This window comes from Planctobacterium marinum (assembly GCF_036322805.1).
In the GTDB taxonomy this organism is placed as follows: domain Bacteria; phylum Pseudomonadota; class Gammaproteobacteria; order Enterobacterales; family Alteromonadaceae; genus Planctobacterium; species Planctobacterium marinum_A.
Map to the genome: position 1 here is coordinate 2,974,472 of NZ_AP027272.1, position 22,521 is coordinate 2,996,992.

General features: G+C 44.4%; 21 protein-coding genes and 1 pseudogene. 14 read left to right on the forward strand and 8 right to left on the reverse strand.

Translation table 11 applies throughout. The annotated features are described in order from the left end of the window. Positions 1-93 precede the first annotated feature (93 nt). Both AABA75_RS13295 and AABA75_RS13300 read left to right on the forward strand, forming a co-directional pair. Positions 94-858 carry an alpha/beta fold hydrolase gene (locus tag AABA75_RS13295; RefSeq protein WP_425325603.1) on the forward strand — a complete coding sequence of 255 codons (765 nt, stop codon included), beginning with the start codon at positions 94-96 and terminating at the stop codon, positions 856-858. After that, positions 852-1,760, forward strand: coding sequence for a GGDEF domain-containing protein (locus AABA75_RS13300; RefSeq protein WP_338293095.1), 909 nt, complete (start codon positions 852-854; stop codon positions 1,758-1,760). The genes AABA75_RS13295 and AABA75_RS13300 overlap by 7 nt, the downstream gene beginning before the upstream one ends. A 268-nt stretch (positions 1,761-2,028) precedes the next feature. Here the strand turns inward: AABA75_RS13300 and AABA75_RS13305 are convergent, their stop codons facing one another. Continuing rightward, complete coding sequence (locus AABA75_RS13305; RefSeq protein ID WP_338293096.1) at positions 2,029-2,826, reverse strand: MerR family transcriptional regulator; 798 nt, start codon at positions 2,824-2,826, stop codon at positions 2,029-2,031. 99 nt (positions 2,827-2,925) lie between these two features. Continuing rightward, on the reverse strand, positions 2,926-3,273 hold the full coding sequence (locus AABA75_RS13310) for a hypothetical protein (RefSeq protein WP_338293097.1): 348 nt from the start codon (positions 3,271-3,273) through the stop codon (positions 2,926-2,928). 234 nt (positions 3,274-3,507) lie between these two features. On the opposite strand from AABA75_RS13310, the gene AABA75_RS13315 reads away from it, so the two are divergent. From AABA75_RS13315 to AABA75_RS13335, 5 genes are all read left to right on the forward strand, one after another. Next, entirely contained in the window at positions 3,508-4,578 is a 1,071-nt protein-coding gene (locus AABA75_RS13315; RefSeq protein ID WP_338293098.1) for an EAL domain-containing protein, read from the forward strand. A 95-nt stretch (positions 4,579-4,673) separates the two neighbouring features. Then, positions 4,674-5,069 carry a hypothetical protein gene (locus AABA75_RS13320; RefSeq protein WP_338293099.1) on the forward strand — a complete coding sequence of 132 codons (396 nt, stop codon included), beginning with the start codon at positions 4,674-4,676 and terminating at the stop codon, positions 5,067-5,069. A gap of 198 nt (positions 5,070-5,267) precedes the next feature. Continuing rightward, the gene (locus AABA75_RS13325) at positions 5,268-5,483 is read left to right on the forward strand and encodes a hypothetical protein (protein ID WP_338293100.1); all 216 of its coding nucleotides are present in this window, start codon (positions 5,268-5,270) and stop codon (positions 5,481-5,483) included. A gap of 16 nt (positions 5,484-5,499) precedes the next feature. After that, complete coding sequence (locus AABA75_RS13330) at positions 5,500-5,670, forward strand: hypothetical protein (protein ID WP_338293101.1); 171 nt, start codon at positions 5,500-5,502, stop codon at positions 5,668-5,670. Between the two features lie 96 nt (positions 5,671-5,766). After that, positions 5,767-6,297 carry a hypothetical protein gene (locus AABA75_RS13335; protein ID WP_338293102.1) on the forward strand — a complete coding sequence of 177 codons (531 nt, stop codon included), beginning with the start codon at positions 5,767-5,769 and terminating at the stop codon, positions 6,295-6,297. Positions 6,298-6,299: 2 nt separating this feature from the next. On the opposite strand, the gene AABA75_RS13340 is transcribed toward AABA75_RS13335, so the two are convergent. Continuing rightward, positions 6,300-6,482, reverse strand: a complete 183-nt coding sequence (locus tag AABA75_RS13340) for a hypothetical protein (RefSeq protein ID WP_338293103.1) — start codon at positions 6,480-6,482, stop codon at positions 6,300-6,302. A gap of 109 nt (positions 6,483-6,591) precedes the next feature. Then, a complete protein-coding gene (locus tag AABA75_RS13345; protein WP_338293104.1) occupies positions 6,592-7,110 on the reverse strand; it encodes a thioredoxin in 519 nt (172 codons plus the stop codon). Between the two features lie 159 nt (positions 7,111-7,269). Here AABA75_RS13345 and AABA75_RS13350 point away from each other — a divergent pair, with 159 nt between their 5' ends. The 6 genes and pseudogenes from AABA75_RS13350 (at position 7,270) to AABA75_RS13380 (ending at position 16,839) form a co-directional block, all read left to right on the forward strand. Beyond that, the gene (locus AABA75_RS13350) at positions 7,270-8,634 is read left to right on the forward strand and encodes a hypothetical protein (RefSeq protein ID WP_338293105.1); all 1,365 of its coding nucleotides are present in this window, start codon (positions 7,270-7,272) and stop codon (positions 8,632-8,634) included. Beyond that, positions 8,634-9,077 carry a hypothetical protein gene (locus AABA75_RS13355; protein ID WP_338293106.1) on the forward strand — a complete coding sequence of 148 codons (444 nt, stop codon included), beginning with the start codon at positions 8,634-8,636 and terminating at the stop codon, positions 9,075-9,077. Before AABA75_RS13350 ends, AABA75_RS13355 begins: the two co-directional genes overlap by 1 nt. A 20-nt stretch (positions 9,078-9,097) precedes the next feature. Then, a complete protein-coding gene (locus tag AABA75_RS13360; protein ID WP_338293107.1) occupies positions 9,098-11,593 on the forward strand; it encodes an ATP-binding protein in 2,496 nt (831 codons plus the stop codon). Beyond that, entirely contained in the window at positions 11,583-12,635 is a 1,053-nt protein-coding gene (locus AABA75_RS13365) for a response regulator (RefSeq protein ID WP_338293108.1), read from the forward strand. The genes AABA75_RS13360 and AABA75_RS13365 overlap by 11 nt, the downstream gene beginning before the upstream one ends. Before the next feature lie 47 nt (positions 12,636-12,682). Continuing rightward, positions 12,683-14,118, forward strand: a pseudogene (nhaD, locus tag AABA75_RS13375) (sodium:proton antiporter NhaD). Between the two features lie 123 nt (positions 14,119-14,241). Next, positions 14,242-16,839 (forward strand): GAF domain-containing protein, encoded by a 2,598-nt coding sequence (locus AABA75_RS13380; RefSeq protein WP_338293111.1) that lies wholly within the window; start codon positions 14,242-14,244, stop codon positions 16,837-16,839. 21 nt (positions 16,840-16,860) lie between these two features. Here the strand turns inward: AABA75_RS13380 and lysC are convergent, their stop codons facing one another. The 4 genes from lysC to AABA75_RS13400 all read right to left on the reverse strand — a co-directional run bounded on the left by lysC (position 16,861) and on the right by AABA75_RS13400 (position 21,929). Then, positions 16,861-18,237: a lysine-sensitive aspartokinase 3 gene (gene lysC / locus AABA75_RS13385; protein ID WP_338293112.1), complete on the reverse strand. Its 1,377-nt coding sequence runs from the start codon at positions 18,235-18,237 to the stop codon at positions 16,861-16,863. A gap of 244 nt (positions 18,238-18,481) precedes the next feature. Then, a complete protein-coding gene (locus tag AABA75_RS13390) occupies positions 18,482-19,120 on the reverse strand; it encodes a hypothetical protein (RefSeq protein WP_338293113.1) in 639 nt (212 codons plus the stop codon). A 161-nt stretch (positions 19,121-19,281) separates the two neighbouring features. Next, positions 19,282-19,899 carry a redoxin domain-containing protein gene (locus tag AABA75_RS13395; RefSeq protein WP_338293114.1) on the reverse strand — a complete coding sequence of 206 codons (618 nt, stop codon included), beginning with the start codon at positions 19,897-19,899 and terminating at the stop codon, positions 19,282-19,284. Next, on the reverse strand, positions 19,896-21,929 hold the full coding sequence (locus AABA75_RS13400) for a protein-disulfide reductase DsbD family protein (RefSeq protein WP_338293115.1): 2,034 nt from the start codon (positions 21,927-21,929) through the stop codon (positions 19,896-19,898). Before AABA75_RS13400 ends, AABA75_RS13395 begins: the two co-directional genes overlap by 4 nt. Before the next feature lie 112 nt (positions 21,930-22,041). Here AABA75_RS13400 and AABA75_RS13405 point away from each other — a divergent pair, with 112 nt between their 5' ends. Then, positions 22,042-22,509, forward strand: coding sequence for a DUF4174 domain-containing protein (locus AABA75_RS13405; RefSeq protein WP_338293116.1), 468 nt, complete (start codon positions 22,042-22,044; stop codon positions 22,507-22,509). Positions 22,510-22,521 lie beyond the last annotated feature (12 nt).

Consider the following 22,521-nt stretch of genomic DNA (forward strand, 5'->3'; position numbering starts at 1 on the left):
TAAATTTCCTGCTATATTTTTGATATGCAATTAAAGATAAAGGATTAAGTCAAATAAGTGGTTGATGTAAAAGTAAGAAACAATGTCAGTGTGATGGGGACTGGTGAAAAGACTCTCTTGTTTGCACATGGCTTTGGATGCGACCAACAAATGTGGCGTTTCCTCACGCCTAAGTTTGGCAGTGAGTATCAACTCATTCTTTTTGATTATGTAGGGTCTGGAAAATCTGATTACAGTGCGTTTGACGAAAACAAGTATTCGAGCCTAAAAGGATATGCTCAAGATGTGCTTGATGTATGTGAATGTTTGAATTTGCAAGATGTTATATTTTTTGGGCACTCCGTAAGCAGTATTATAGGAATGCATGCTGCGCTAATTTCGCCTGAGACATTTTCCAGACTAATTATGGTATGTCCATCGCCTTGTTTTCTAAATTTTCCTCCAGACTACTTAGGGGGGTTTGATCGTGAAGACTTAGAAGAACTGATTAATCTAATGGACAAAAACTATATCGGGTGGGCTAATTATCTGGCACCGCTAGTCATGGGACAAAACTCTGACAAGGGGCTCATCGATGAGCTTGGTGCGAGTTTTTGTTCAACAGACCCCAAATACTCCAAGACCTTTGCTAAGACTACTTTTTTTTCGGACGACCGAACTTACCTCTCCCAAATATCTCACCCCACATTAATTCTACAGAGTAGTGAGGATAATTTAGCTTCTGTCGATATCGGCAAATATATGAATACGCATATTAAAAATAGTAAGCTTGAGATCATAAAAGCACATGGTCACTGCCTCCATATGACCGACCCTGATAAAGTATATGAACGCTTTGAAAGGTTCGTGACTTGCTGACAGAAAATTTTGATTTTTTTCCTTGTTTGCTTATCACAACAGACCTGGAAACAAATGAAATTCATTACATGAATCAATACGCAAAGGGGTTTTTGATAGACGATGTCTTATCTTCTCCAATGTCGCTCTTTGATTTTATTAGCAAAGCAACTGCAATATTTTATGAAAGCTATATTCGACCTGAGATCCTAAATAGCGGTGAGTGCAATGAAATTCAGATTACATTAGTTGGAAAAAAGGCGACAAAAACACCTGCTATAGCAAACGTAAAGTTAATTGGCTCAAGGTTGTACTGGTCCATATATAAATCTGAATCACGAGATAAGCTCTATCAGGAGCTGGTTAGCACAAGGGAAAGTCTCGAAGCCCAAACAAGGGAATTGTTCGAACTAACGCGTATAGACCCCCTAACCTCAATACTGAATAGAAGGGCCGCTCAAGAAGAGGTCCAGTCGATCATTGCAAAAACAAAAAGAAGTTTTGTACCGACTACCTTTTTAATGCTAGACATAGATTGGTTCAAAGATATAAATGATAATTATGGCCACGAACGTGGTGACGCAATTTTAGTAAGCGTTTCACGTATGCTTAAAACCCTTTTGAGAGAAACTGATGTGTTAGCACGATGGGGTGGCGAAGAGTTCCTTATTGTGTTGTACAACGTAGATATCAAAAAAGCATTCAGTTTTTGTGAACGTATTCACCACAGCTTAAAGCAAATTAAAATTGCCGATAATAAATTCATAACAGTCAGTATAGGTGGTGTTGAACTCAGACAAGAAATGCTTGCAGAACAAAACTTATTTGAAGTGTGTGTAAATCAGGCAGATATAGCCCTCTACCGGTCGAAAGAAACTGGCAGAAACAAAAGTACGTTTTACGAACAAATTAAAACTGCCTGACCGTGCGCTCTTGGCACAAATCGGCCCCCTGTAACTCACCCATTGAGCGTCAGCAAAGTGGTGTAGCAGTCAGTGAGCTAGCACAAAATGACTGACCTCTTTCTTAAACAATCAGACTGTCATTGTCATATTAGATACTGTCCTTGATTTTGTGAAAGACAGGTCGAACGCCGATTTAATCAAATCAGCCGATAAGAAGTTAGCCTCAAAAAAGTGTACACCACCATAATCTCATATGGTGGTGTGCTTCCATGACTGATAGTTAAATTTAACTCTCTTTTAGCTGCTTTTCAGCAAAGTAGATCATGGCTTGCCTTGCGTGCTCTGCGTACCCTTCGCCATAATGTTCGCAGAGTTCGTGAACATCTTGCTCGTCGACGCTATCTGCCATGGCTTTGTAATCTTCATACCCCAGGTCGGGTAACTCGGTCTCCCCTTGCGCTTTTTGCACCAGTTGCAGCATTTTATTGGCCAGTTGATAGTGCTCTTTGGTTAACTGCTGTACAAAATCTGATTCAATGGGTTGCCCTATTGTTTGGGCAAAGGCGATGGTGATCCTGTCGCTTTCTTCTTTAAGGCTGCGCATGTCTGTTTCAGCAATACCCGCAAATGCTCCCATGCTTTGAGCCATTTGCTCATCTCCCATCCGCTCGCGGGCCATGTTATCCCAGCGTTCAGTTTTCTCCTTGGGAATATCTTCAAATAAAATATCGAAAATTTGCTTACCTTTAATGCCGTCCATTGTTACCTCCAGCGTATTAATCATTTTGCTTATGGTTCGCTGACGTTCTAACAACAGAGATTTTTGCGACGCTAGTAACTGCAGAACACTGTGCTCTTCTGCATTCAACAGGGATTTAATCTCATCAACACCAAAATCCAGTTCTCGATAGATCAGAATTTGCTGAAGCCGGATAAGGTGAGATTCAGTATAGATACGGTAGCCATTTGATGGCTGGCGAAATGGCACTAAAAGCTGTTTCTCGTGGTAATAGTGTAGTGCTTTTACGCTTACGCCAGTCATTTCACTAACCTGACTTACGGTATAGGCTTTATCTTCGATCATCTAAGCTCCAAAGATCACGGGTAGAACATCAACTAAGGTGATGTTCAGCTCTCCCCCCGGGTAAGGGTCAAGTGTATTTTCAGTCTGATTGAAATTTTTTCAAGCTTGTGAGATGCGTTTCTTGATCAGCGCTTTGAAATAGTCTGATTTTTTATTTTTGAGTGCCCATAAATAATAGCTCTCATAATCTTCTCTGAACTCTTTGTAACTTGATACTTTTTGCGCCACTTCCCGAACTTGCTCAAATGTGGGTTCAGCTTTTCTGACTCGCCCTTGCTGGCTCTCCATGTGAGCACAGCACTGCCCCATCCAGCCGTTGTAAACGGCTTTGTTATAAGCAGCATAGTTGCCTTCCTTCCAGGCATTACGAGATTTGTACTTTGATGCATCCTGCTTGCATTCATTGAGCGTCCACACAGCACCTTGCTGGTATTTTTTATACTTCATTTTCTTCCTGATGAAACGCGCATGTGCTTGCTGCTCCTTTATCAAAGACTGCATACTTAACACCGTCATCTCCAGAACATACTACCAAAATCAGTATTTTGTATTGCTTGAATAGTAAAAAAGATCACACCTTTAAACAGTTGTTTAAAACATAGATGCGCGCTGTAAAAACGAGTTTAATCCATTCTTAAAACAGCCACGTATCGGTAGTAAGATTTTTATGAGGATTAAGTTATGTGGTGTGCAGATTGCGAAGCGATACAGCGATACTTTTTTGATGATACGCGTTTTTTCTTTTTCGTTCCCACTCTGGAGACAAAGGCGAAACTGGAAAAACTGTTCACATCACTGGATTTTGATCACCAGATTCTGGACAGTCATTGCATCACAGCCATATGTGATCACAGTCGAGTGGAAATGTTGCTGATGGGGGTTTTCGGCGAATTTAACGGCCCTGAACAATCTAATACAAAAATCACCACGACCCCGGGCACAATGCAACTGGACTACGATGCTATTGGTAGATTAATCAGTGCTGATGTTTTTATTAATCGTTATAAAAGCATCTGGATCGTCGACTCTGTAGAGCAAAATCGCTACGAAAGCTGGTTTCAGCCAATCATTTATGCCGCAGATGCCCTGAAAGACAACCCCAGGATTTTCGCCCATGAGGCTTTGTTCCGCATAAGAGACGCCGACGATACCATCATCCCACCCGGCTATGTGTTCTCCGTGGCGGACAAGTCAGATTTGCTGTTTTCTCTGGATCTCACTGCCAGACGCTCCGCTATTGAGCACGCCGCTGTCGCCAACTTAAACAGTAAGGTGTTTGTCAATTTCGACCCTTCCAGTATTTACGACCCTTCCTATTGCCTGCGTTCAACGGCTGCAGCCATTGCCAAAGCAGGGTTAAAAGCCAGTGACGTAGTATTTGAAGTCACAGAAACGCATAAAGTGCGCAACATGGCTCACCTCAAAGGAGTGCTTAACTTTTATCGCAACGCCGGGTTTAGAGTGGCTCTAGATGATGTGGGTGCAGGATGGTCGGGCCTGAATTTGCTCAACGAACTAATGCCGGATTTTGCGAAGATTGACATGGAACTGATCCGCGATATTGATACCCTGCCCTCAAAACAAAAAATCGTTAAACACCTGATTGCCGGGGCCAAGGAAAACGGTATTAAGATCATCGCTGAAGGCATTGAAACCCTGGAAGAGGCAAGATGCTTGGCAGAGTTCGGCCCAGATTATTTGCAAGGTTATTTGTATGGCAGACCTGAACTAAAAGGGAGCCTCAACAAATAATCTCACACATTATTTTACAACTTCTTCCCCAGTCTTTTGCTTTGCCTCAACTACACTGACTTACACCGACAGTCATTGATTTTTGAGGCTTGGCAATGGGATTTCTTAGACTTGTTTTTCTGCTATGGGCGTTCAGTACAGCCAGCTTTGCCATGGCAGCGATGAGCACCATAGATTTTGTGCAGGTGCTAAATGGTAATAGCACAGAGGCCGATTATTACTACAGGGAAAATTGGCAAGCGCTGCGCAAAAAAGCGCAAAAAAGAGGATATATTCAATCCTGGCAACTGCTGAATGTTACCTATACAGAGCAAACCCCCTATCACTACATGCTTATTACCACCTACGCTGATGCACAGCAGTTTGAGCAGCGGGAATCTAACTTTCAAAAGCTCATTGAAGAACAAGGAACAATTAAACTGCTTAACCACATCAAGCCCACAGATTTTCGAAAAACTGTCAATACCACTAATGCTATCAGTCTGAGGTAATGCCCCATAAATATTGAATGAAATCGCCTCTCCATCGGCAGCTAAAGCTTTCACAAAATAATCATTAATTCTTCTCTTAAGTGTAAAGCTCTACCTTCACTATGGCGCCGTTTTTTAAGGCTCATAATCACACAAATCGGTTATTGGTCTTATCAATATGTTTATTAGCCGAATAGTTGTAGTTGTTGGGGAAGTTCGATGCTAAAAATTAATTCACCTGAAGATAAACCGGAAAACGCAATGGAAATTGCATTGATGAGTAAACGCAATCAGGTGCTCAGAAAGTGGTTGCAGGAGCGCATTAACCCAAAAAACGAAGAAGATTTTCAGCAGGTTTGCCTGGAAATGAGTCGCCTTGCCCACCAACGCCGGAAATCCTTCACGGCTCACGAGCATCCATCGACTACAGAATAAATTAATGAGGTGAGATATGACCGCAGCAGAAGCCCAATACACGATGGATTGCCTGATTGCGAAAACCAGAGCCGCATTGGACTTGTGGTTAAACGAACCCGGTAATATGGCGTTGCAACAAGAGTTCAAAGAGGCTAATCAGGCATTACTGGAATTTTCGCGCTTGCGAAAAGAACCAAATCGCTAAACTTCACCGGTTTTACCCGTTGCAAATCTATGGTGATCAATACCGCCATAAACAGCGTACCAACTCGCATTCGTTCCTTATTTGCAACTATCGCCCATGACAAGCATAAAACTAAAAATCACTGCGCTGTTGTTATTAGCTCTTATGGTTTCGGCCTGCTCTACCACTTACCCTAATAAAAACCCCATTAACCAGCGTTTTCCTGATGTAGTTGGTACATCCTTAGATGACCAAACAATGAATATTCCCCAAGATTTACCTCAGGAAAAGGTGTTGCTGTTGCTGGGTTATGTGCAAGACAGTCAATTTGACATAGACCGCTGGTTAATCGGCCTGGATATGACGCAAACTCAAGTTGCGGCGTTTGAACTTCCCACTATTCAAGGCATGTTTCCCAGAATGTTTCAAACACAAATAGACAACGGTATGCGCCGGGGGATCCCCAAAGAACTATGGGGAGGCGTGATCACCATCTACGCCGATGGCGACCAGATACAGCAGTTTACCGGTAATCAAAACCCCAACAATGCTCGTGTTATCTTGCTTAATGAAAACCGAGAAATTATATACTTTTACGATCGTGGCTTTGCTGTTGCCGCATTGAATGAGGTACGCAACCTGCTCTGAGTTCAGTGCAGGTAATGACAGTCACTTGGTTGTTCGAAATCAGCAATCAGGTCATGGCTGATTTTCTTGGCTTCATCCACCATAACGGTCATGGCATCCATAATATCCAGAAATTGCACCAGTTGTTTTTCTGACAGTGTTTCGGATAACGCTTCGATATTGATGATAAGTTGTCTGGTTGACATAACTGACTCCTGATTTCGTCAACAATTTGGCATACGACGGTAAAACGCGCCGGGTTATCAGGAGTTAATCAAGCTTCGTGCCAATAGAAAAAATGACACGAAAAAATTGCTAGTTCAACATTTTCGCCAGGTCTGCCGCTAAACTCACCTTGGGCTTTTCTATAATACGCCCCAGCTCATTTTCGCCGGATTTCAATACAATGGTTGGCGTGTACTTGAGTCGCCACTGCTCGGCCTTGCCAGTGGGTTCCCGTTTGTTTCTGTCTACCGCCAATAGCGTTAAAGCTTCCAGCTTTACTCCGCTTTCATCTAGCAGTTTAAGTAATATCGGGATTTCACGTTCGCTGTCATGGCACCAGGTACCAAACATCACCAACAACTCCCGGTTTTCGATTTTTCCCATGAGCGCCAGTTCTTTTTCATCGGGAGTGTATTCTTCGTAATTTTTTCGGAAATCGGGGTAATGAGTCAAAATATCGGACACCTGCACATAGCCCACTGAATCCGGCACATCGGAAGTGGCGCCCCACCCCAGCGGAGCATGAAAACACAGTAGAATAGCTAAGCATCTAAGTGCTGTTATCGTTCCGCGCAACACGCTTAAATCCTTGTTTATTTTGCAAAACATTTACAATTCCTTAATACACATGACTTATAATTTGATAGAAGATACTAAAATTGACGTATACAGGAAGGAACATTAACGCCTTTTCAATGTCTTTCCTACAGTATTTATGAGTTAGTGAATAAGCTTACCCGTGATTTGAAAACCAGTAAGAGCATACGCATGTCATTAAACACACGGCAATTCAGCATTGCCCGTCGAATTCGGCACATCATCAGCATTGCAGTTTTATTGCTTATAAGTGGTCATTTGTCCGCTGATGAGTCCACCACAGACAAACTATCTTCCACACTTTCAGATGTGCTGGACAATAACTGGAAAGTCACGGGTTTTTTAACCTTGGGTTATACCCAAGCAGATAAATACGACGATCGTTTATTCCGCCGCAACATTACCCAGGAAGGTATTCGCTTATCTGACAACGGCTTTTTAGTGGACTCTCGTCTCGGTCTGCAGCTCAGCGGGGAGCTTTCCGATCATTGGGAAGTCGCATTTCAAGGAGTATATAAGCATCAATATGCCACCAATTGGAACGATTATATCGACGTCGCTTTTGCCCGGTATCGCGCCAGTAATGAGTGGCAGTTTACCTTGGGTCGCCAACCATTTGACCTGTTCATACTGTCAGACCATATTAATGTGGGTTATTCCTACGATTTTGTGCGTCCCCCAACAGAGTTCTATGGCAGCATTCCTTATGAGTCTTTCGATGGCATTAGCGTTAGCCGCCATTGGGGAGACTTCGACAACGAATGGAGTTGGGACTTTTCCGTTGGTTTTATTGAAGGAGAGTTTGAAACTGACGCCTTTGATGAAGATGATCCTGAAGATGTAGATGAGCCAGGTGATGACGTAACGCGGGCCGAACCCATTTATAATATGGCTCTCAACTGGCGTAGCGGCAACTGGCACGTGCGCGCTAATTATGCCTGGTTGGAATTTAAACAGGAGTTGGACGACGCCCGGGAACTGGACGAATTCGTTGAAGTATTTACGCCACTTTGGCCAGAATTACCTCGCATTAAAGAAGACTTTATTGCCAGCACGGTAATGCGTTATGCCTCTGCAGGAGCCACCTGGCAATCGGGAAACTGGAAAATCCAATCTGAGATCAGCAATATTGACGCAGATTTTGTGCACTATAATGGGTTGCGAGCTTATCTGCACGTCAGCCATCGTTTTGGCGATTGGTTACCCTATGCAACGTTCGGCTATGCCCGAGATGACTCCAGTAAAGATTATCAGCCAGTAGACGAACTCGGCCTGCCAGATGACTTTATCTTCCTTGATTTATTTAAAGAGTTAGAAGAAGACATTAATGAGGAAGTCACGAGTGTCAGAGCCAATCAGCGTAGCTTAGCACTTGGCGTACGCTGGGATTTTTCCTCACGCAAAGCGTTAAAAATGCAATGTGATTATTACAAATTTGATGCCGGCTCAGGCAGTATTCACGGTCGAGTAGATCAAAATTATCCAAACGATGAATCTCGCTCTTGGTGTTCCTTGAATCTGGACATGGTGTTTTGATGAGGATCTTACGAGGCTTGTTATTACTGCTGGCACTTCTGCCTTCAGCCATGTTTGCGCAAGGCGAACGCGCGCAGTGGTTGGTGGTAGTCAGTGCCCAGTCAAGCGTGGCGCAACTATCACAAAAACAGGTAATGGGATTGTTTTTAGGAAGAGCTAAATTTTTGCCCGATGGCGACAGGGTCAAAGCCCTGGATCACCCCCTGGAGTCTGAAAATCGCGCTGAATTTTACCAGGCGCTAACGGGGAAAAACATCTCAGATATTGACGCCTATTGGGCCAGATTAAAGTATTCAGGCCGAGCGAATCCACCGGTCCCCATAGAGAGCAGTGAGCAAATCATCCAGTTGTTGAGCAGAGAGGCCGGTATTATCGCTTATTTGCCTGCAACCTATAGCGCCGTTCTCAAAGAACGAGGCATAACCCCTGTGCTCAGTATCTGATAGTCAAGGAATCAGCTTAAATGAAACTCAAACAGCTAGACCATTTTATCTTTTACATTATGGCCGGTTGTGCCCTGCTGCTGTCAGTGCTGTTCAGTATCCTTGTTTATTTCTGGAGCCAAAACCAGGCGCTGAAAGAGAGCTATCGACTCACCGAAAACCTGATGAATACTGTCAGTACATCAGCCTCAGCTGCCGCTTATGCCGGCGATGAAATCGTCGGTCAGGATGCCCTGAACGGTCTTCTAAGTAATGATGTAGTGTACTCAGTAAAACTGGAAGCTTTCAAAGACGATGTCAATCCGGGCTTTGTCATCTCCGGCACGAATGCCATAGGGGGCAGCGAGCTTCAAGCCACCTCTTTGTCTCTCCTTTCACCGTTTGATGAACAAAAAATTGGTCAGCTTCTGGTTTCGCCCAATGGTAAATGGGTGCAAAAAGAAGCAGCGGAAAGCGCATGGACCATGATTATTGGCTTAGTCATTGTGGTGTTCAGCGCCTGTTTCTTGTCTGCTCAGCTGATCAAGTATTACATCTCACAACCTATAGTGCGTACGGTCGCTCAGATTGCCGATATCAAACCGGGTTCAGAGACTCGCTTAACGCTGCCAGAGCAACTGCAAAACAATGAAATCGGTGATCTTGTTACCAGTTTCAATGGTTTGCTGGACAGAGTAAATAAAGCGATACGGGTTGAACGGCATCTGCGCCAGGACATGCAAGCTGTGCAGATTCGACTTGAACAGGCCAAGGAAGAAGCAGAACAAGCAACGCAGGCCAAAAGTAACTTTTTAGCTACTATGAGCCATGAAATAAGAACGCCAATGAATTCTATCATTGGCTTTCTGGAATTGGCCATTGAAGACAACTCGCTTGGCAAAGAAACCCGCAAGCACCTGCAAATCGCATTCAACTCAGCTAATTTCCTGTTGCAGCTTATCAGCGACATTTTAGACGTCAGTAAAATTGAAAGCGGTAAACTGGAGCTCGAATTACGCCCTTTTGACCTGAATGAACTGTTGCATGAAATTCGCGACTTGATGGAAATAAAAGCTCGCGAAAAACATTTAACTCTGAAGTTAAAAACACCTGAAACGCTGGCAGCAGCCTACCTTGGTGATCCCTACCGTCTGCGCCAGGTGTTATTGAATCTGATCGGCAACGCCATCAAATTTACTCACCAAGGTTCGGTCAAATTAGAAGTAAAAGAGCAAGGTCATCAGGATTTTTACTTCGCCATTAGCGATACCGGCATTGGCATCGCTGAGGATAAAATAAGTCAAATTCTTGAACCCTTTACTCAAGTGGATGCCTCCATCACCCGGCAATTTGGTGGTACTGGCCTTGGCACCACCATTTCCTCAGAGTTAGTACATTTAATGGATGGGGAGTTAAAAATTGAAAGCCGACTGAATCACGGTAGTACATTTTATTTCACCATCCATCTACCCTCAACGCAGCTGGCATCTCACAACAGCAATACCGAAAAAGTATCAGGCCAATTAACCCCAATGCATATTTTGTTAGTAGATGATGTACAAGAAAACATCACTCTGGCCAAGATACGCTTAGAAAAAGCTGGGCACCTCATTGATATTGCCCACGATGGTAAACAAGCGGTTAGCGCATGCCAGGAAAAAAACTACGATCTGGTATTAATGGATATTCAGATGCCGGAAATGAATGGCTACGAAGCTACCCAGGCCATCAGACAATTAAATACTTATTATCAAAGCAGTCCTGTAATCGCCATGACGGCAAACGCGATGGCAAAAGAAGTAGAGGCCGCTCAAGCAGCCGGAATGAACGATGTTGTCACCAAACCCATCGACTTCAGGAAACTTTTTGCGGTGCTAGCCAAATACGGTAACGTTGCAACGAGCGCAATACCTGAATCCTCTTCATCGAAGAAGAATCTGGCCCTTATCGATTTCCCTGAAGCGCTGGCGCAATGGCAAGATGAAGTTGAACTTTATCAGGCGCTACATCAATTTGCGGACAGCAACCGTTCGGTTTCACAGGATTTTACTGCCATGATCAGTGCCCAAAGCTATGCAGCTGCTGCAGCCGTGGTACATCGAATCAGAGGTGCAGCGGCCAATATGTCACTCAACAAACTAGCTGCCAGTGGTGAGCAACTGGAAGCAAAACTCAATGCTGCACAAACTTCCGGATTAAATCAATTTGTCAGTGAGTTTCTGAAAACCTTAAAACTTACGGTCAGCGCCATAGATGGTCTCCCTGCCAGCCCTGTGCAACTGGCCTCAGCGCAACCTTCGTCGGCAGTCGACCTGGAGCACAGTCGCCCATTGCTGCATGAGTTAGCAGACGCTTGCCGGCAACATGATCCTGACAAAGCCGAGTTGGCATTGGAATCACTGCAGGCCATCATTCCTGACAGTACACTGACTAAACTACAAAAATCCTTGCTACAATTTGATTTTGAGACAATGCAAAGTATTGCACAGGAACTCTTGCAGACGTTGGAAAAGGAGCACAATTCAAATGACGGATAAGCAGCCCCAATGGCGTATTCTAATCGTTGATGATGAACCTAATAATTTGCAGCTATTGCGGCAGATATTAAAAGGCAAGTATCAACTTTCCATGGCCACAAACGGCGCACAGGCGATTGAAATTGCGCAAAAAGTCAAACCAGATCTTATTCTGTTGGATATCATGATGCCCGAACTGGATGGCTATCAGACGTGTCAGAAACTTAAATCGTCACCCACCACTCACGAAATTCCCGTCATTTTTATTACTGCTAAAACCGATGTCGTCGATGAAAAGAAAGGCTTCGATGTAGGTGCAGTAGATTATATCACCAAGCCCGTATCCGGACCGATAGTGCAAGCACGGGTGGAGACCCACCTGTCTTTATATGATCAACAGCGGGCCATGCAAATCCAGGTAAATCTGCGCACCAAAGAGCTGGCAGAGAGCCAAAAGGCGGCAATACACATGTTGGGTGAAGCCGGTCATTACAATGATACCGATACTGGATTGCATATCTGGCGCATGGCAGCCTATGCTGGTTTGCTGGCGCAAAAGGCAGGCTGGAAAGTGAGTAAAGCCAAGCAACTGGAGTATGCCGCGCCGATGCATGATACCGGCAAAATCGGTATTCCTGACGCTATATTAAAAAAGCCAGGTAAGCTCAATAGTGAAGAATGGCAGATAATGAAAACCCATGCCCAGATTGGTTACGATATTCTGTCTAAGAGCCGAACCCCCTTATTTCAAATGGCCGCCGAAGTGGCCTTGTGTCATCACGAAAAATGGGATGGTACAGGTTACCCGGCGGGTTTATCTGAAACGGACATTCCCGAAAGCGCACGAATTGTCGCAATTGCTGACGTGTTCGATGCACTGACCATGAAGCGCCCCTACAAGGAAGCCTGGCCAATTGCTAAAGCCTTTGAAGAATTAAAACTCGGCAGAGGTAAACACTTTGATCCAAACCTGGTGGAATGCTTTTTTGATCATCAACTGGAATTCTTGCGGGTTAAGGAACAATGGGATGTTCGGGAACAAAATGGTGAAAAAGCATTCTGATTTATCTTTCAGATGCTTTGTGCAAATGTAATAGAAACTAAGATGTAATGAAAATTATCCAAGGTTGGTTTTTGGTTTGTTTGGTGTTTGCTTCAATGGTTACCTCAGCAAGCGCATCGGTAACCTTCGCGGGAGATGCAACACCAAACGGCAGTATTAATTTAACTCAGCATTGGTTGGGTTATGTGGTACTGGCCCTGTTCATTCTGGCCTATCTGCTTGTCATGCTGGAAGACAAAATTCACCTCAAAAAATCAAAACCCGTTTTAATGGTGGCCGGTATCATTTGGGCAATCATTGCCTGGTATTATCACAACGAAGAAAAGAGCCACATGATTGCTCCGGCAATCAACGAATACTTCCTGGAATACACCCAGTTGTTTTTTTCCTGTTGGTGGCGATGACCTATATCAACTCCATGATGGAGCGGGATGTTTTCAATACCTTACGTCATTGGCTAACCAGCAAAGGATTTACCTATCGAAGTTTATTTTGGGTTACCGGCATTCTTGCCTTTGTTATATCCCCCATCGCAGATAACCTGACAACGGCGTTGATCTTATGTGCCGTTATCATGACCGTTGCATCCGACAGACCGGGCTTCATCGTGCCCTGCTCCATTAACATCGTGGTGGCCGCCAATTCGGGAGGGGCGTTCAGTCCCTTCGGAGATATCACCACACTTATGGTGTGGCAGAAAGGCGTCGTGCCGTTTACCGAGTTTGGCGTCTTGTTTCTGCCATCTTTGGTGAATTATCTCGTGCCGGCGTTTATCATGCAGTTTGCCGTGCCGATTGGCAGGCCACAAAAACAGGTGGTGCAAGAGAGCACAATCCAGCAAGGTGGTATGGAAATAGTGCTGTTGTTTTTATTAACCATCATCACGGCGATAGCCTTCCACCACTTACTGGCAATTCCGCCTGTTTATGGAATGCTTTTGGGCCTGGCCTACCTCAAGCTGTATGGTTTCTGGCTGCGGACTCACAGCAGTGACTGGACCCACAAGACCGAAAACCCACCAGGCACTTCTGATGATCCATTGGATTTTGATGTCTTTGCTCAGATAGCCCATGCTGAATGGGATACCCTGTTCTTCTTTTACGGGGTAATCATGTCTGTAGGTGGTTTAACCTTCATTGGCTACATGGAGCTGCTTTCTGTCTTTATGTACCAGGATTTGGGAACGACACAGGCCAATATTCTTGTGGGTGTATTGTCGGCATTTGTAGACAATATCCCGGTGATGTTTTCGGTGCTCGCCATGGAACCTGAAATGTCCCAGGCACAATGGTTATTGGTTACCTTAAGTGCCGGTGTCGGCGGAAGTATGCTGTCCATTGGTTCCGCGGCAGGTGTAGCATTGATGGGCCAAACCCGTGGCATCTATACCTTTTTATCCCACCTCAAATGGACACCAGTCATAGCATTGGGATTTGTGTGTAGCATTGCACTGCATATGTGGCTACATGATCTGCAGCTTTAGTAGTTAGCAATAAACCACGCAATCGATTTCTGGATTGTATCTGCATACAATTAGAATGTGGCTTTCTTTGAACTTTTAGAGAAACCTACCTATAGTTTTACAAACTATTGGTAAGTGTTTTGTATGTCCGAAATACAGGCTATTGATGAAGAGCAAGAGCGCGTTAAAATTGTGCGCGATCTAGCTATACTTAATACACCCGCAGAGCCTGAATTCGATGAGGTTGTTCGCTTTGCCGGTGAATTATGTGAAACTCGTTATGTTTTTTTAACGCTGGTAGACTCAGAAAGGCTATGGTTTAAATCGAAATTAGGACTGGATATCTGTGAAATCCAACGTGAAATATCCATATGCAACCATACTTTGCTGAATAACTGCATTCTGGAAATTGAAGACGCCAGAAAACACCCCGTATTCTGCGACAATCCCTTGGTTAAAAGTGACTTGAGCATTCGCTTTTATGTCGGTATTCCCCTCCGCCTGAAATCTGACATCGCCATCGGCACCCTTTGCGTCATGGACGATAAGCCCAAAGTATTATCCGATGTCCAGAAAAAGGGACTGCTGCTGATGGCAAAGCAAATCGTGCATTTATTGGAAAGTCGCAGTAATAAAAAGTTAGCTCAACTGGAAGTGGAGAAAAACCGGGAAACAGAGAAAATAATCAACGCCATTGCCTGCGTTAATCGTGATTACCTCAATGGCGTCTCTACACGTGCATTGGTGTCCGACTTTTTAAAGGCATTTCTCACCATTACTGATAGTCAATTCGGCTTTATCGCTGAAGTGCTATCTGATAAAAACAAGCAGCCGTACCTCAAACACATTGCCCTTGCGGATGTATCAAAGGATAGTGATACAGCAGATTACTTTAACAGCAATCCCGATTCAGAACTTGAATTCCACAATCTCGATACGCTATTTGGCGCTGTTATTCGAACGGGTAAGGCACTGATAAGCAATGATGCAAAACACCACCCGCAATCTGGTGGCACTCCCTCAGGCCATCCCAGCCTAAAACAATTTGCCGGTTTTCCCCTATTCAGAGAGGGCGAAATGGTGGGTATGGTGGGTTTGGCCAATCGTGAATCGGGCTACGACGAACGGATATTGCAGTTTGTCGAGCCACTGCTGGATAACTGCAGTCTGATTGTCAAAGCCTATCGTTCAGAAATGGAAAAAGACGCCTTTTTGAGTGCCCTTGAATCGGAAAAACAGGCTTTCAAAAAACTGTCCGATAAGTTTTCATCTCTCTATCACTCACTGGATGACGGTATCGTTGAATGCTCCGTGCCGGATGGAAAAATTCTGGATTGCAACCCAGCGTTTTGCAAGATGATCGGTTACGATAAACAAAGCCTATGCAATTTGACCATATTCGACATCACCGACAGCGCTTCTCTGCAACAGAGTGAAATAAAACTTGCTGAAAGTATTTCCGAAAAAGGCGAAAGCGAAGCGTTTGAGAAGCACTATATCCATAGTCATGGCCACCCTGTTCCAGCTCTGGTGAAAGTGTTTAAGGTGAATACCAACCCAGCTGAAACCCCACGGGCCTGGGGACTCATCAAGGATCTGAGTGTCCAGCAGAAACGCGAAATGCAAAGAGCTCAAAGAAAAAAAATGGAATCGTTAGGTACCCTTTCCGGTGGTATTGCTCATGATTTCAATAACATTTTGGCTATTATCTCTGGTAACGCTGAATTACTCAAAATGACTCAGGCCAACAAAGAGTTACTGCATCACACCTGTAAAATCCTGGATGCTTCTCAACGAGGGGCCGAGTTAGTGAAGCGTATTTTGGCCTTCAGTCGTAAAAATCCACAATCCCACAGTGCAATCGATCTTAAAAAAGCGATTGAACAGGCCCTGGAATTAATACAGCCCACTATCAGCACCAACATCAGTCTGCGAGTCGACCTCCAAGATTCGGGGATGATTTCTTCTGACGAAAGCAGTGTCACTCAGCTACTTATGAATCTGATTTCCAATGCCTGTCAGGCGATTGAACCCAATACTGGCACTATCGAAATCAAGTTGTGTGAGATATCGGGGCATCATGCTGATCCTTTGCAATTGAGATTAACGGTATCTGATACCGGCCGAGGTATGAGTCAATTGCAAACATCCCAGGCATTCGACCCTTTTTATACCACCAAAGAGAAAGGTCGTGGCACAGGCTTGGGCCTCGCGATAGTGCATGGCCTTGTGGAAGACATGAAAGCCCATATTCACATCGACAGTCAAGAGGGCATTGGCAGCAATGTCACCATCGACATTCCTGTCAGTCATCCCGGTATTGTGCATCAGGCACATCGCGCTGAATCCCCAGAGTTCGAAAGACACAAAGTTCTGGTGGTTGAAGACGAAACTGAAATTGCACAACTCTACATGGAAGCCCTGCAAGCTGATGGCCATGAAGTCTTCACTGCCGAAAATGGTGAACAAGCCTGGCACCTGTTTGAACAGCACGACAACCAATTTGATATTGTGATCAGTGACGACCAAATGCCAATAATGCGTGGCATTGACCTGGCTAAGAGAATAAAAATGAAGTGTCCTGATATTCCCGTGGTACTGCTCAGTGGATTTATTTCACAATACATCGAAGAAGCGCAAGCCAAGGGAGATATTAATTTGATCCTCACCAAGCCCATTGCTCTGGATGAACTGCGTAATACGATTAAGCAATTTAAGGTAATAAAAACCCGCTGCTGTTAACGTTTATTGAGCCACAAGTATTCAGCTTTGTGGCCGATTCAAATTTTCCGCTAACAAATGCTGATGTAATTCTCTTATCACACCCGTACTGTCTTCCTGGTCCACCAGGAAGGAAATATTGTGAGGATTAGCCCCATAGCTGATCATGCGAATGCGCACGGTTTCTAGTACCTCAAATATTTTTCCGGCACCGCCGTGCTTGGCGTGTAAGTTGTTACCTACAATGGTGATCAGATCCAGGTTTGGCGTCACCTCAACAATGCAAATTTTTTCTAGTTCAGCCAACGCCCGAGAAGAGGCCTGCGCCAGATTGGTGGCGTGCCAGGCGTTAAATGTCAACGAGATAAAGGTCTCTGAGGTAGTGATCAAATCGATACTCAGACCAAACTGATCCAGTATGTTAAAGACCTTGCCGATAAATTGACTGGAGCGTTCCATTTTGGGCGTATGCAAGGTTACAAGCTGCTGCTCTTTGCGACGTGTAATCGCGCGAAATGTTGGTTCGAATTGGCAATCTTTAACTATGGTTGTGCCGCCCAGCTCTGGTGCTCTGGTACTACCTACAAAGACCGGAATATTATTCCTTAAGGTCGGGGCAAGCGTTGCCGGATGCAGTACTTTGGCACCAAAATTGGCCATCTCAGCAGCCTCATCGTAACTTAACTCGGGAATGGGATAGGCTTTATCATCAATCCTGGGATCCGTACTAAACACCCCTGCTACGTCAGTCCAAATCTCGCAGCGATTGGCGGACAATGCCTCGGATAAAAGCGCAGCCGTATAGTCTGAACCACCACGACCTAGCGTTGTGGTATCGCCCCAAGCGGTTTTCCCAATAAATCCTTGGGTAATAATAATGTGGTTGCCTAAAAGTGGCTTCAGCTGTTTTTCTGATTTTTCCGCCAGTTGCTCAAGTTCTGGTACGGCTGAACCGAAATTATCATCTGTTAGCATAATCTCACGCACATCAAACTCCAGCGCATCAGCCCCAGCTTGTACAAAACACGCCGTCAGTAAAACTGAAGCCAGTCTTTCCCCAAATGACAAAAGTTCATCCTGCAACATGGGACTTTCGTTGATGCCATCGGCATAGACAACTTTTTGTATTCCGGTAAATAAGGCATCCAGTTTATTTTTGACACTACTTTTATCTACGAGTTGTTCATGAATATCGAAGACCTGTTGCTTAATGAGGTCCAGAATAACTTCTTTATCTTCCTCCGGCATGGGGGTTTTACCCAACTCAACCAAGTGATTAGTTATTCCGGCAGGAGCGCTGGTTACCACTAATTTGCATTGAGGATTTGCCGTCACGATTTTTACGCAATTTTGCATGGCCTCGAAATTTGCCACACTAGTGCCACCAAATTTGGCAATAACTAAAGATAAACTTTCCATCAAACAACCTTTAAACAATTACTACTACCATCATAGCGACTCAATAAGAAAGTGTAGAGTTTTTTATCAACTTATGATTGTAACATTGACCGATATAGAACAATTCGCTCTACTACCTTTGTCTAATTTAAATTAGGCATTGAGTTGCCGATAATGAAAATGAAGCAAAGAAATATTGCTTCACAAAAATACCTTTTCGACGTTAAAGGCGGCGCCTCAGGTGTCCGCCTGTTTTTCAAGGCGCCTATTTTGAAAAGCGACTTTGATATTCTTCAGACGCCAACCCGTAATTCCCTAATTTAAGTGCCCCTTTCTCGACACTGAGATAGCGATTATCCTGTAATTGTTGACTGATGCTCACCAAATAGGCTTCTATTTGAGGATCTGCTATATCCTCATTTTTTAACTGTTGCGCATAATCTCTGGCACTCACCCGCTCACTTAATTCAGAGAGCATTACCACTTTTTCCATACGCTCGCTCAGTCTGGTATCGCGATTTAAATAGTTGAGAAAATTTGTTAGTGACTTATCGTCCGAATTGTCTGAAGCAAAATGCCATTTATCCTCTGTATTTTGCAGTGGCGGTATGTTGGCGAGATTCAAGTCATCAGTGATGGACTTTAACTCGTTTTTTACCTGCTTGAAGTAAAAGTCCAACATATCATTGACTTTGTCCCCGGTGACACTGCTCTCACCACTAATAATCTGATCCACCATGTCATCGATGGATTGCACATTGACCAGACTATTTTGGATAGAATCAACATCCTTACTATTGGTATTGGTGGTTAACGACTGCATGTCGCTAATAAATTGGGAATTGGAACGCTGATCATCTATGTATTGAAACAGAGATGTCGCGTTGGCAGCGGTAGTGTACATAGATATGTGTCAGAAAATCGTTGTAATGAATCAGCTAGACTCATTACAGCAATTAACGCACCACATTTAATAGCATTTTACGAAAAGCGCCCGGGCAGTCTGTTAGCTGCCAGAGCGCTATCACCTCTTGATGTCGAGACGACAATGTCGCGGTTTAAAAGCTAGCCTTTGTATTTAATGGTACAACCATAAGGGACAGTCATTTTTTCTGATACTGGCTGCCCGGCTAACAATTGCATCATGCTCTGATCGAGATAATTAGTGGCTTTGGCAATGTCGGCTGGGTTGGCAGATTTTATACTGTCGATTGCACCTGCATAACGCAACATCCCTTGTGGGTCGATTACATACATGTGGGGCGTGGTTTTCGCATTATACTGCTTGCCCGTTGTGCCTTCCGGATCAAACAAAACAGCAGTGGGTGCAGCGCCCCGTTCGGTTGTTAAGCTGTCAGCTTTATCGCCATCAATATGGCCCTGTTTGCCCGGAGCAGACGAGATAATCGATAACCAAACCACATCTTGCTCAGTGTATTTGTTTTGTAATCCTTGCATATTGCCGCCGCTATAATGCTTTTGCACATAGGGACAAAGGTGATTAGTCCACTCGAGGACTACGTATTGACCTCGATAATCAGAAAGTTTGACCTGTTCACCTTGCGTATTCAGCAATACAAAATCTGGCGCGGGCGCATCTACTTTTGCGGCAGAGAGCAAATTCGGTAAAATCAACAGCGTGACAGCAATACTGCGTTTAACGTAACTGACAAATTTTTTCATAAAGCCTCCTGAGCTTCCACAATGGCTGATTTAAGTATCTGCGGTGTAAGTATTTGTGGTAATACTCGTTTAAATTCCCGCCCGGCATATAACACATATAGAGGTACGCCAACCCTTTGATAACGGTTCAGATATTGTAAAATTTCATCGTTTTTGTTGGTCCAATCCCCTACCAGATAATGCACATCTTGTTGCGCCAACAGTTGTCGCACTGTTTCGTATTCAAAGGCCACCTGCTCATTAACTTTGCAGGTAATGCACCAGTCTGCCGTCATGTTTACCAAGACTACCTGATTGTTGTTTCTCAACTGAGCCAGGCGTTGTTCAGACCATGTTGCTGCGATATCGACACCATGAGTTTCTGAGAACTCAGATTTGGGTTGCGCAAACCAAAATAGCGCGCCGGATAACAGCCCACAAACGATATACAAACTAATAATACCTTTGGTTTTTGCCCAAAAGGTAAGCGCAAACAACACCAAACAGGTGCTTAGCAGCAGTTGTGCCTGATTTCCTGCCTGACCAGAAAACACCCACAGCAACCAGATTAGCGTCCCCAGCATTGGAAACACCAGGAACTGCTTGAAGGTTTCCATCCAGATGCCGGGCTTAGGTAATAATCGAGCCAGCGCAGGAAACATGTGTAGCAGTGTCATAGGCAAAGCGAAGCCAAAACCCAGACTGAAAAAAATCAAGACAGTATGTAAGGGTGGACTCACCATCGCCGCTCCCATCGCCACCCCCATAAATGGCGCAGTACAAGGTGATGCCACAAGCACCGCCAAAACACCGGTGAGGAAGTGATGTTGAAACTGATTTTTCGCTGTCAGATTTTGCCCTACCCCCATTAATGCTTCTGTGCCCGGTGCAATGTCCAGCAGCATCAAGATGATATAGGTAAACAACAGACATAGTGCCATGAGTACCAAAGGCTCCTGCATATGAAAGCCCCAGCCAATATTTTGCCCCGCTTGTTTCACGGCCAATATCAACAAAGCAAACAGCAAAAAGCTGCAAATCACACCAAGCATATATGCAAATTTAACGCTTCTGCCCTCTGACTGATTCGTCAAACTCAAGCCTTTGATAGCCAAAACCGGCAATACACAAGGCATAAGATTTAAAATCAATCCGCCGGTAAAAGCGAATATCACCATCAACAACAAAGACGAATTGGAATTAGAATTGGAACTGAATTGAGCAGCGGTATTGAGTTTCGCGCTGAGCCAATAGCCCTGTTTACCATCAGAGACCAGCAACCGAACTGGCTCATTCGATCCGGAAAAATACTCTGATTTTTCCAATACAAAAGCGCTTGTGCCATCTATTTCAATTCGCTGTTGAACAGCATTGTGTTTGATAAGGTCCGAGCGCTCTGGAAATAGAAAAAGCGCATTTTGCAACCTACTTACCTGCTCAGGCATAGCAACTGTAAGGTGTTGCTCAGTGAGTTCGTACTGAGCGGATAACGTTGTGTCGGCAGGCCATTGTTGGCGGGTAGATTGAAACAACAACTGCTCTGGAGTGGCAATTTGCTGTTCCGATACTACCCGTTCAATCGTTAACGTAGCCCAACCGGGTATACAGTCCTCTTTGCACACTAACCATGAAAGTTCTGCCTGAATTTGTATTTTATCGCCTGGCTTAGTGGTCTGAGCCACCGCTACAGGCAGCATGAGCAAATGCGCCTCGCTGTAGCCGAAGTTCACCAAATGGGCTACCGGAATGCGCTCTGGAACAGGCCAATGGATTTCACCAAATTGAACTTGCCCTCCTTCATCAGGCTCTCCGTTTATGAAAGCTGTCCATTTAACTTGTGGTGCCTCTCCTGAATCTCCAGGGTTTAACCAGTAGGTATGCCATTGTGATTCTGGTTGCAAATACACGCCAATCCAATTTTCAGAGGCAGTAGTAAAGGATTGATTTTCAGCTAACAAATCCACCCGGATGTGGGGTCCGGTAGCCCATGTACCCGCCTTAACAGCAGTGGTTACAAGTAAAAAGACCAAACCGATAAGCAGGTTATACACAGACACTTTCCTTTATCTAAGGTTTCTTTAAGAGCAAAACCAGTCGCAACTAAACTGTTTTTTAAAGACACACGTAAGCTTAAAAATATTTCCAGCGCAATGTAAACACGCAATGATAAATACGCCTGTTACGGTGCCTTTGTTCACTGTCTTACTGTTATTTTTTACCCAAAGCACGGCCACTACAATTCACAGTGAAGCAACTTATAGCCAAGAAGATCCAATACCAGAGATGACCTCCCTGCGTTGGCAAAATCGTCTGATACTGGTTAAGCCCGTACAACCTGAACATCACAAGCAAATTCAGCGTTTTCACCGCGAGTTTATTGCAGAAATCGAAGCGCGGAAGGTGTTACTATTTCAGCAAATACATAAGAATGTATTCAAACCCATAGCCACGCCTTTGGCAGAGCCCTTATTTTACAAGGCACACTATAAGGTCCCTCCCGGAGAAGCATTACTGATTGGGCTAGATGGCGAAGTTAAAGCGCGCTCTTCACTGACAATACCTGAACTTGCGGAATTACTTTGGAAAATAGACACTATGCCGATACGCAAGCGTGAACTTGAACAGCGTTGAGACCTTCCGCTA

Excerpts from the sequence above, each read along its gene's own strand:
- AABA75_RS13320 (WP_338293099.1), top strand. The coding sequence starts at position 4,674 with ATGGGATTTCTTAGACTTGTTTTTCTGCTATGGGCGTTCAGTACAGCC.
- AABA75_RS13335 (WP_338293102.1), top strand. The coding sequence starts at position 5,767 with ATGACAAGCATAAAACTAAAAATCACTGCGCTGTTGTTATTAGCTCTT.
- AABA75_RS13310 (WP_338293097.1), bottom strand. The coding sequence starts at position 3,273 with ATGAAGTATAAAAAATACCAGCAAGGTGCTGTGTGGACGCTCAATGAA.
- AABA75_RS13365 (WP_338293108.1), top strand. The coding sequence starts at position 11,583 with ATGACGGATAAGCAGCCCCAATGGCGTATTCTAATCGTTGATGATGAA.
- AABA75_RS13340 (WP_338293103.1), bottom strand. The coding sequence starts at position 6,482 with ATGTCAACCAGACAACTTATCATCAATATCGAAGCGTTATCCGAAACA.
- AABA75_RS13390 (WP_338293113.1), bottom strand. The coding sequence starts at position 19,120 with ATGTACACTACCGCTGCCAACGCGACATCTCTGTTTCAATACATAGAT.
- AABA75_RS13330 (WP_338293101.1), top strand. The coding sequence starts at position 5,500 with ATGACCGCAGCAGAAGCCCAATACACGATGGATTGCCTGATTGCGAAA.
- AABA75_RS13380 (WP_338293111.1), top strand. The coding sequence starts at position 14,242 with ATGTCCGAAATACAGGCTATTGATGAAGAGCAAGAGCGCGTTAAAATT.
- lysC (WP_338293112.1), bottom strand. The coding sequence starts at position 18,237 with ATGGAAAGTTTATCTTTAGTTATTGCCAAATTTGGTGGCACTAGTGTG.
- AABA75_RS13305 (WP_338293096.1), bottom strand. The coding sequence starts at position 2,826 with ATGATCGAAGATAAAGCCTATACCGTAAGTCAGGTTAGTGAAATGACT.
- AABA75_RS13395 (WP_338293114.1), bottom strand. The coding sequence starts at position 19,899 with ATGAAAAAATTTGTCAGTTACGTTAAACGCAGTATTGCTGTCACGCTG.
- AABA75_RS13325 (WP_338293100.1), top strand. The coding sequence starts at position 5,268 with ATGCTAAAAATTAATTCACCTGAAGATAAACCGGAAAACGCAATGGAA.
- AABA75_RS13350 (WP_338293105.1), top strand. The coding sequence starts at position 7,270 with ATGTCATTAAACACACGGCAATTCAGCATTGCCCGTCGAATTCGGCAC.
- AABA75_RS13360 (WP_338293107.1), top strand. The coding sequence starts at position 9,098 with ATGAAACTCAAACAGCTAGACCATTTTATCTTTTACATTATGGCCGGT.
- AABA75_RS13315 (WP_338293098.1), top strand. The coding sequence starts at position 3,508 with ATGTGGTGTGCAGATTGCGAAGCGATACAGCGATACTTTTTTGATGAT.
- AABA75_RS13355 (WP_338293106.1), top strand. The coding sequence starts at position 8,634 with ATGAGGATCTTACGAGGCTTGTTATTACTGCTGGCACTTCTGCCTTCA.
- AABA75_RS13405 (WP_338293116.1), top strand. The coding sequence starts at position 22,042 with ATGATAAATACGCCTGTTACGGTGCCTTTGTTCACTGTCTTACTGTTA.
- AABA75_RS13345 (WP_338293104.1), bottom strand. The coding sequence starts at position 7,110 with ATGTTTTGCAAAATAAACAAGGATTTAAGCGTGTTGCGCGGAACGATA.
- AABA75_RS13295 (WP_425325603.1), top strand. The coding sequence starts at position 94 with ATGGGGACTGGTGAAAAGACTCTCTTGTTTGCACATGGCTTTGGATGC.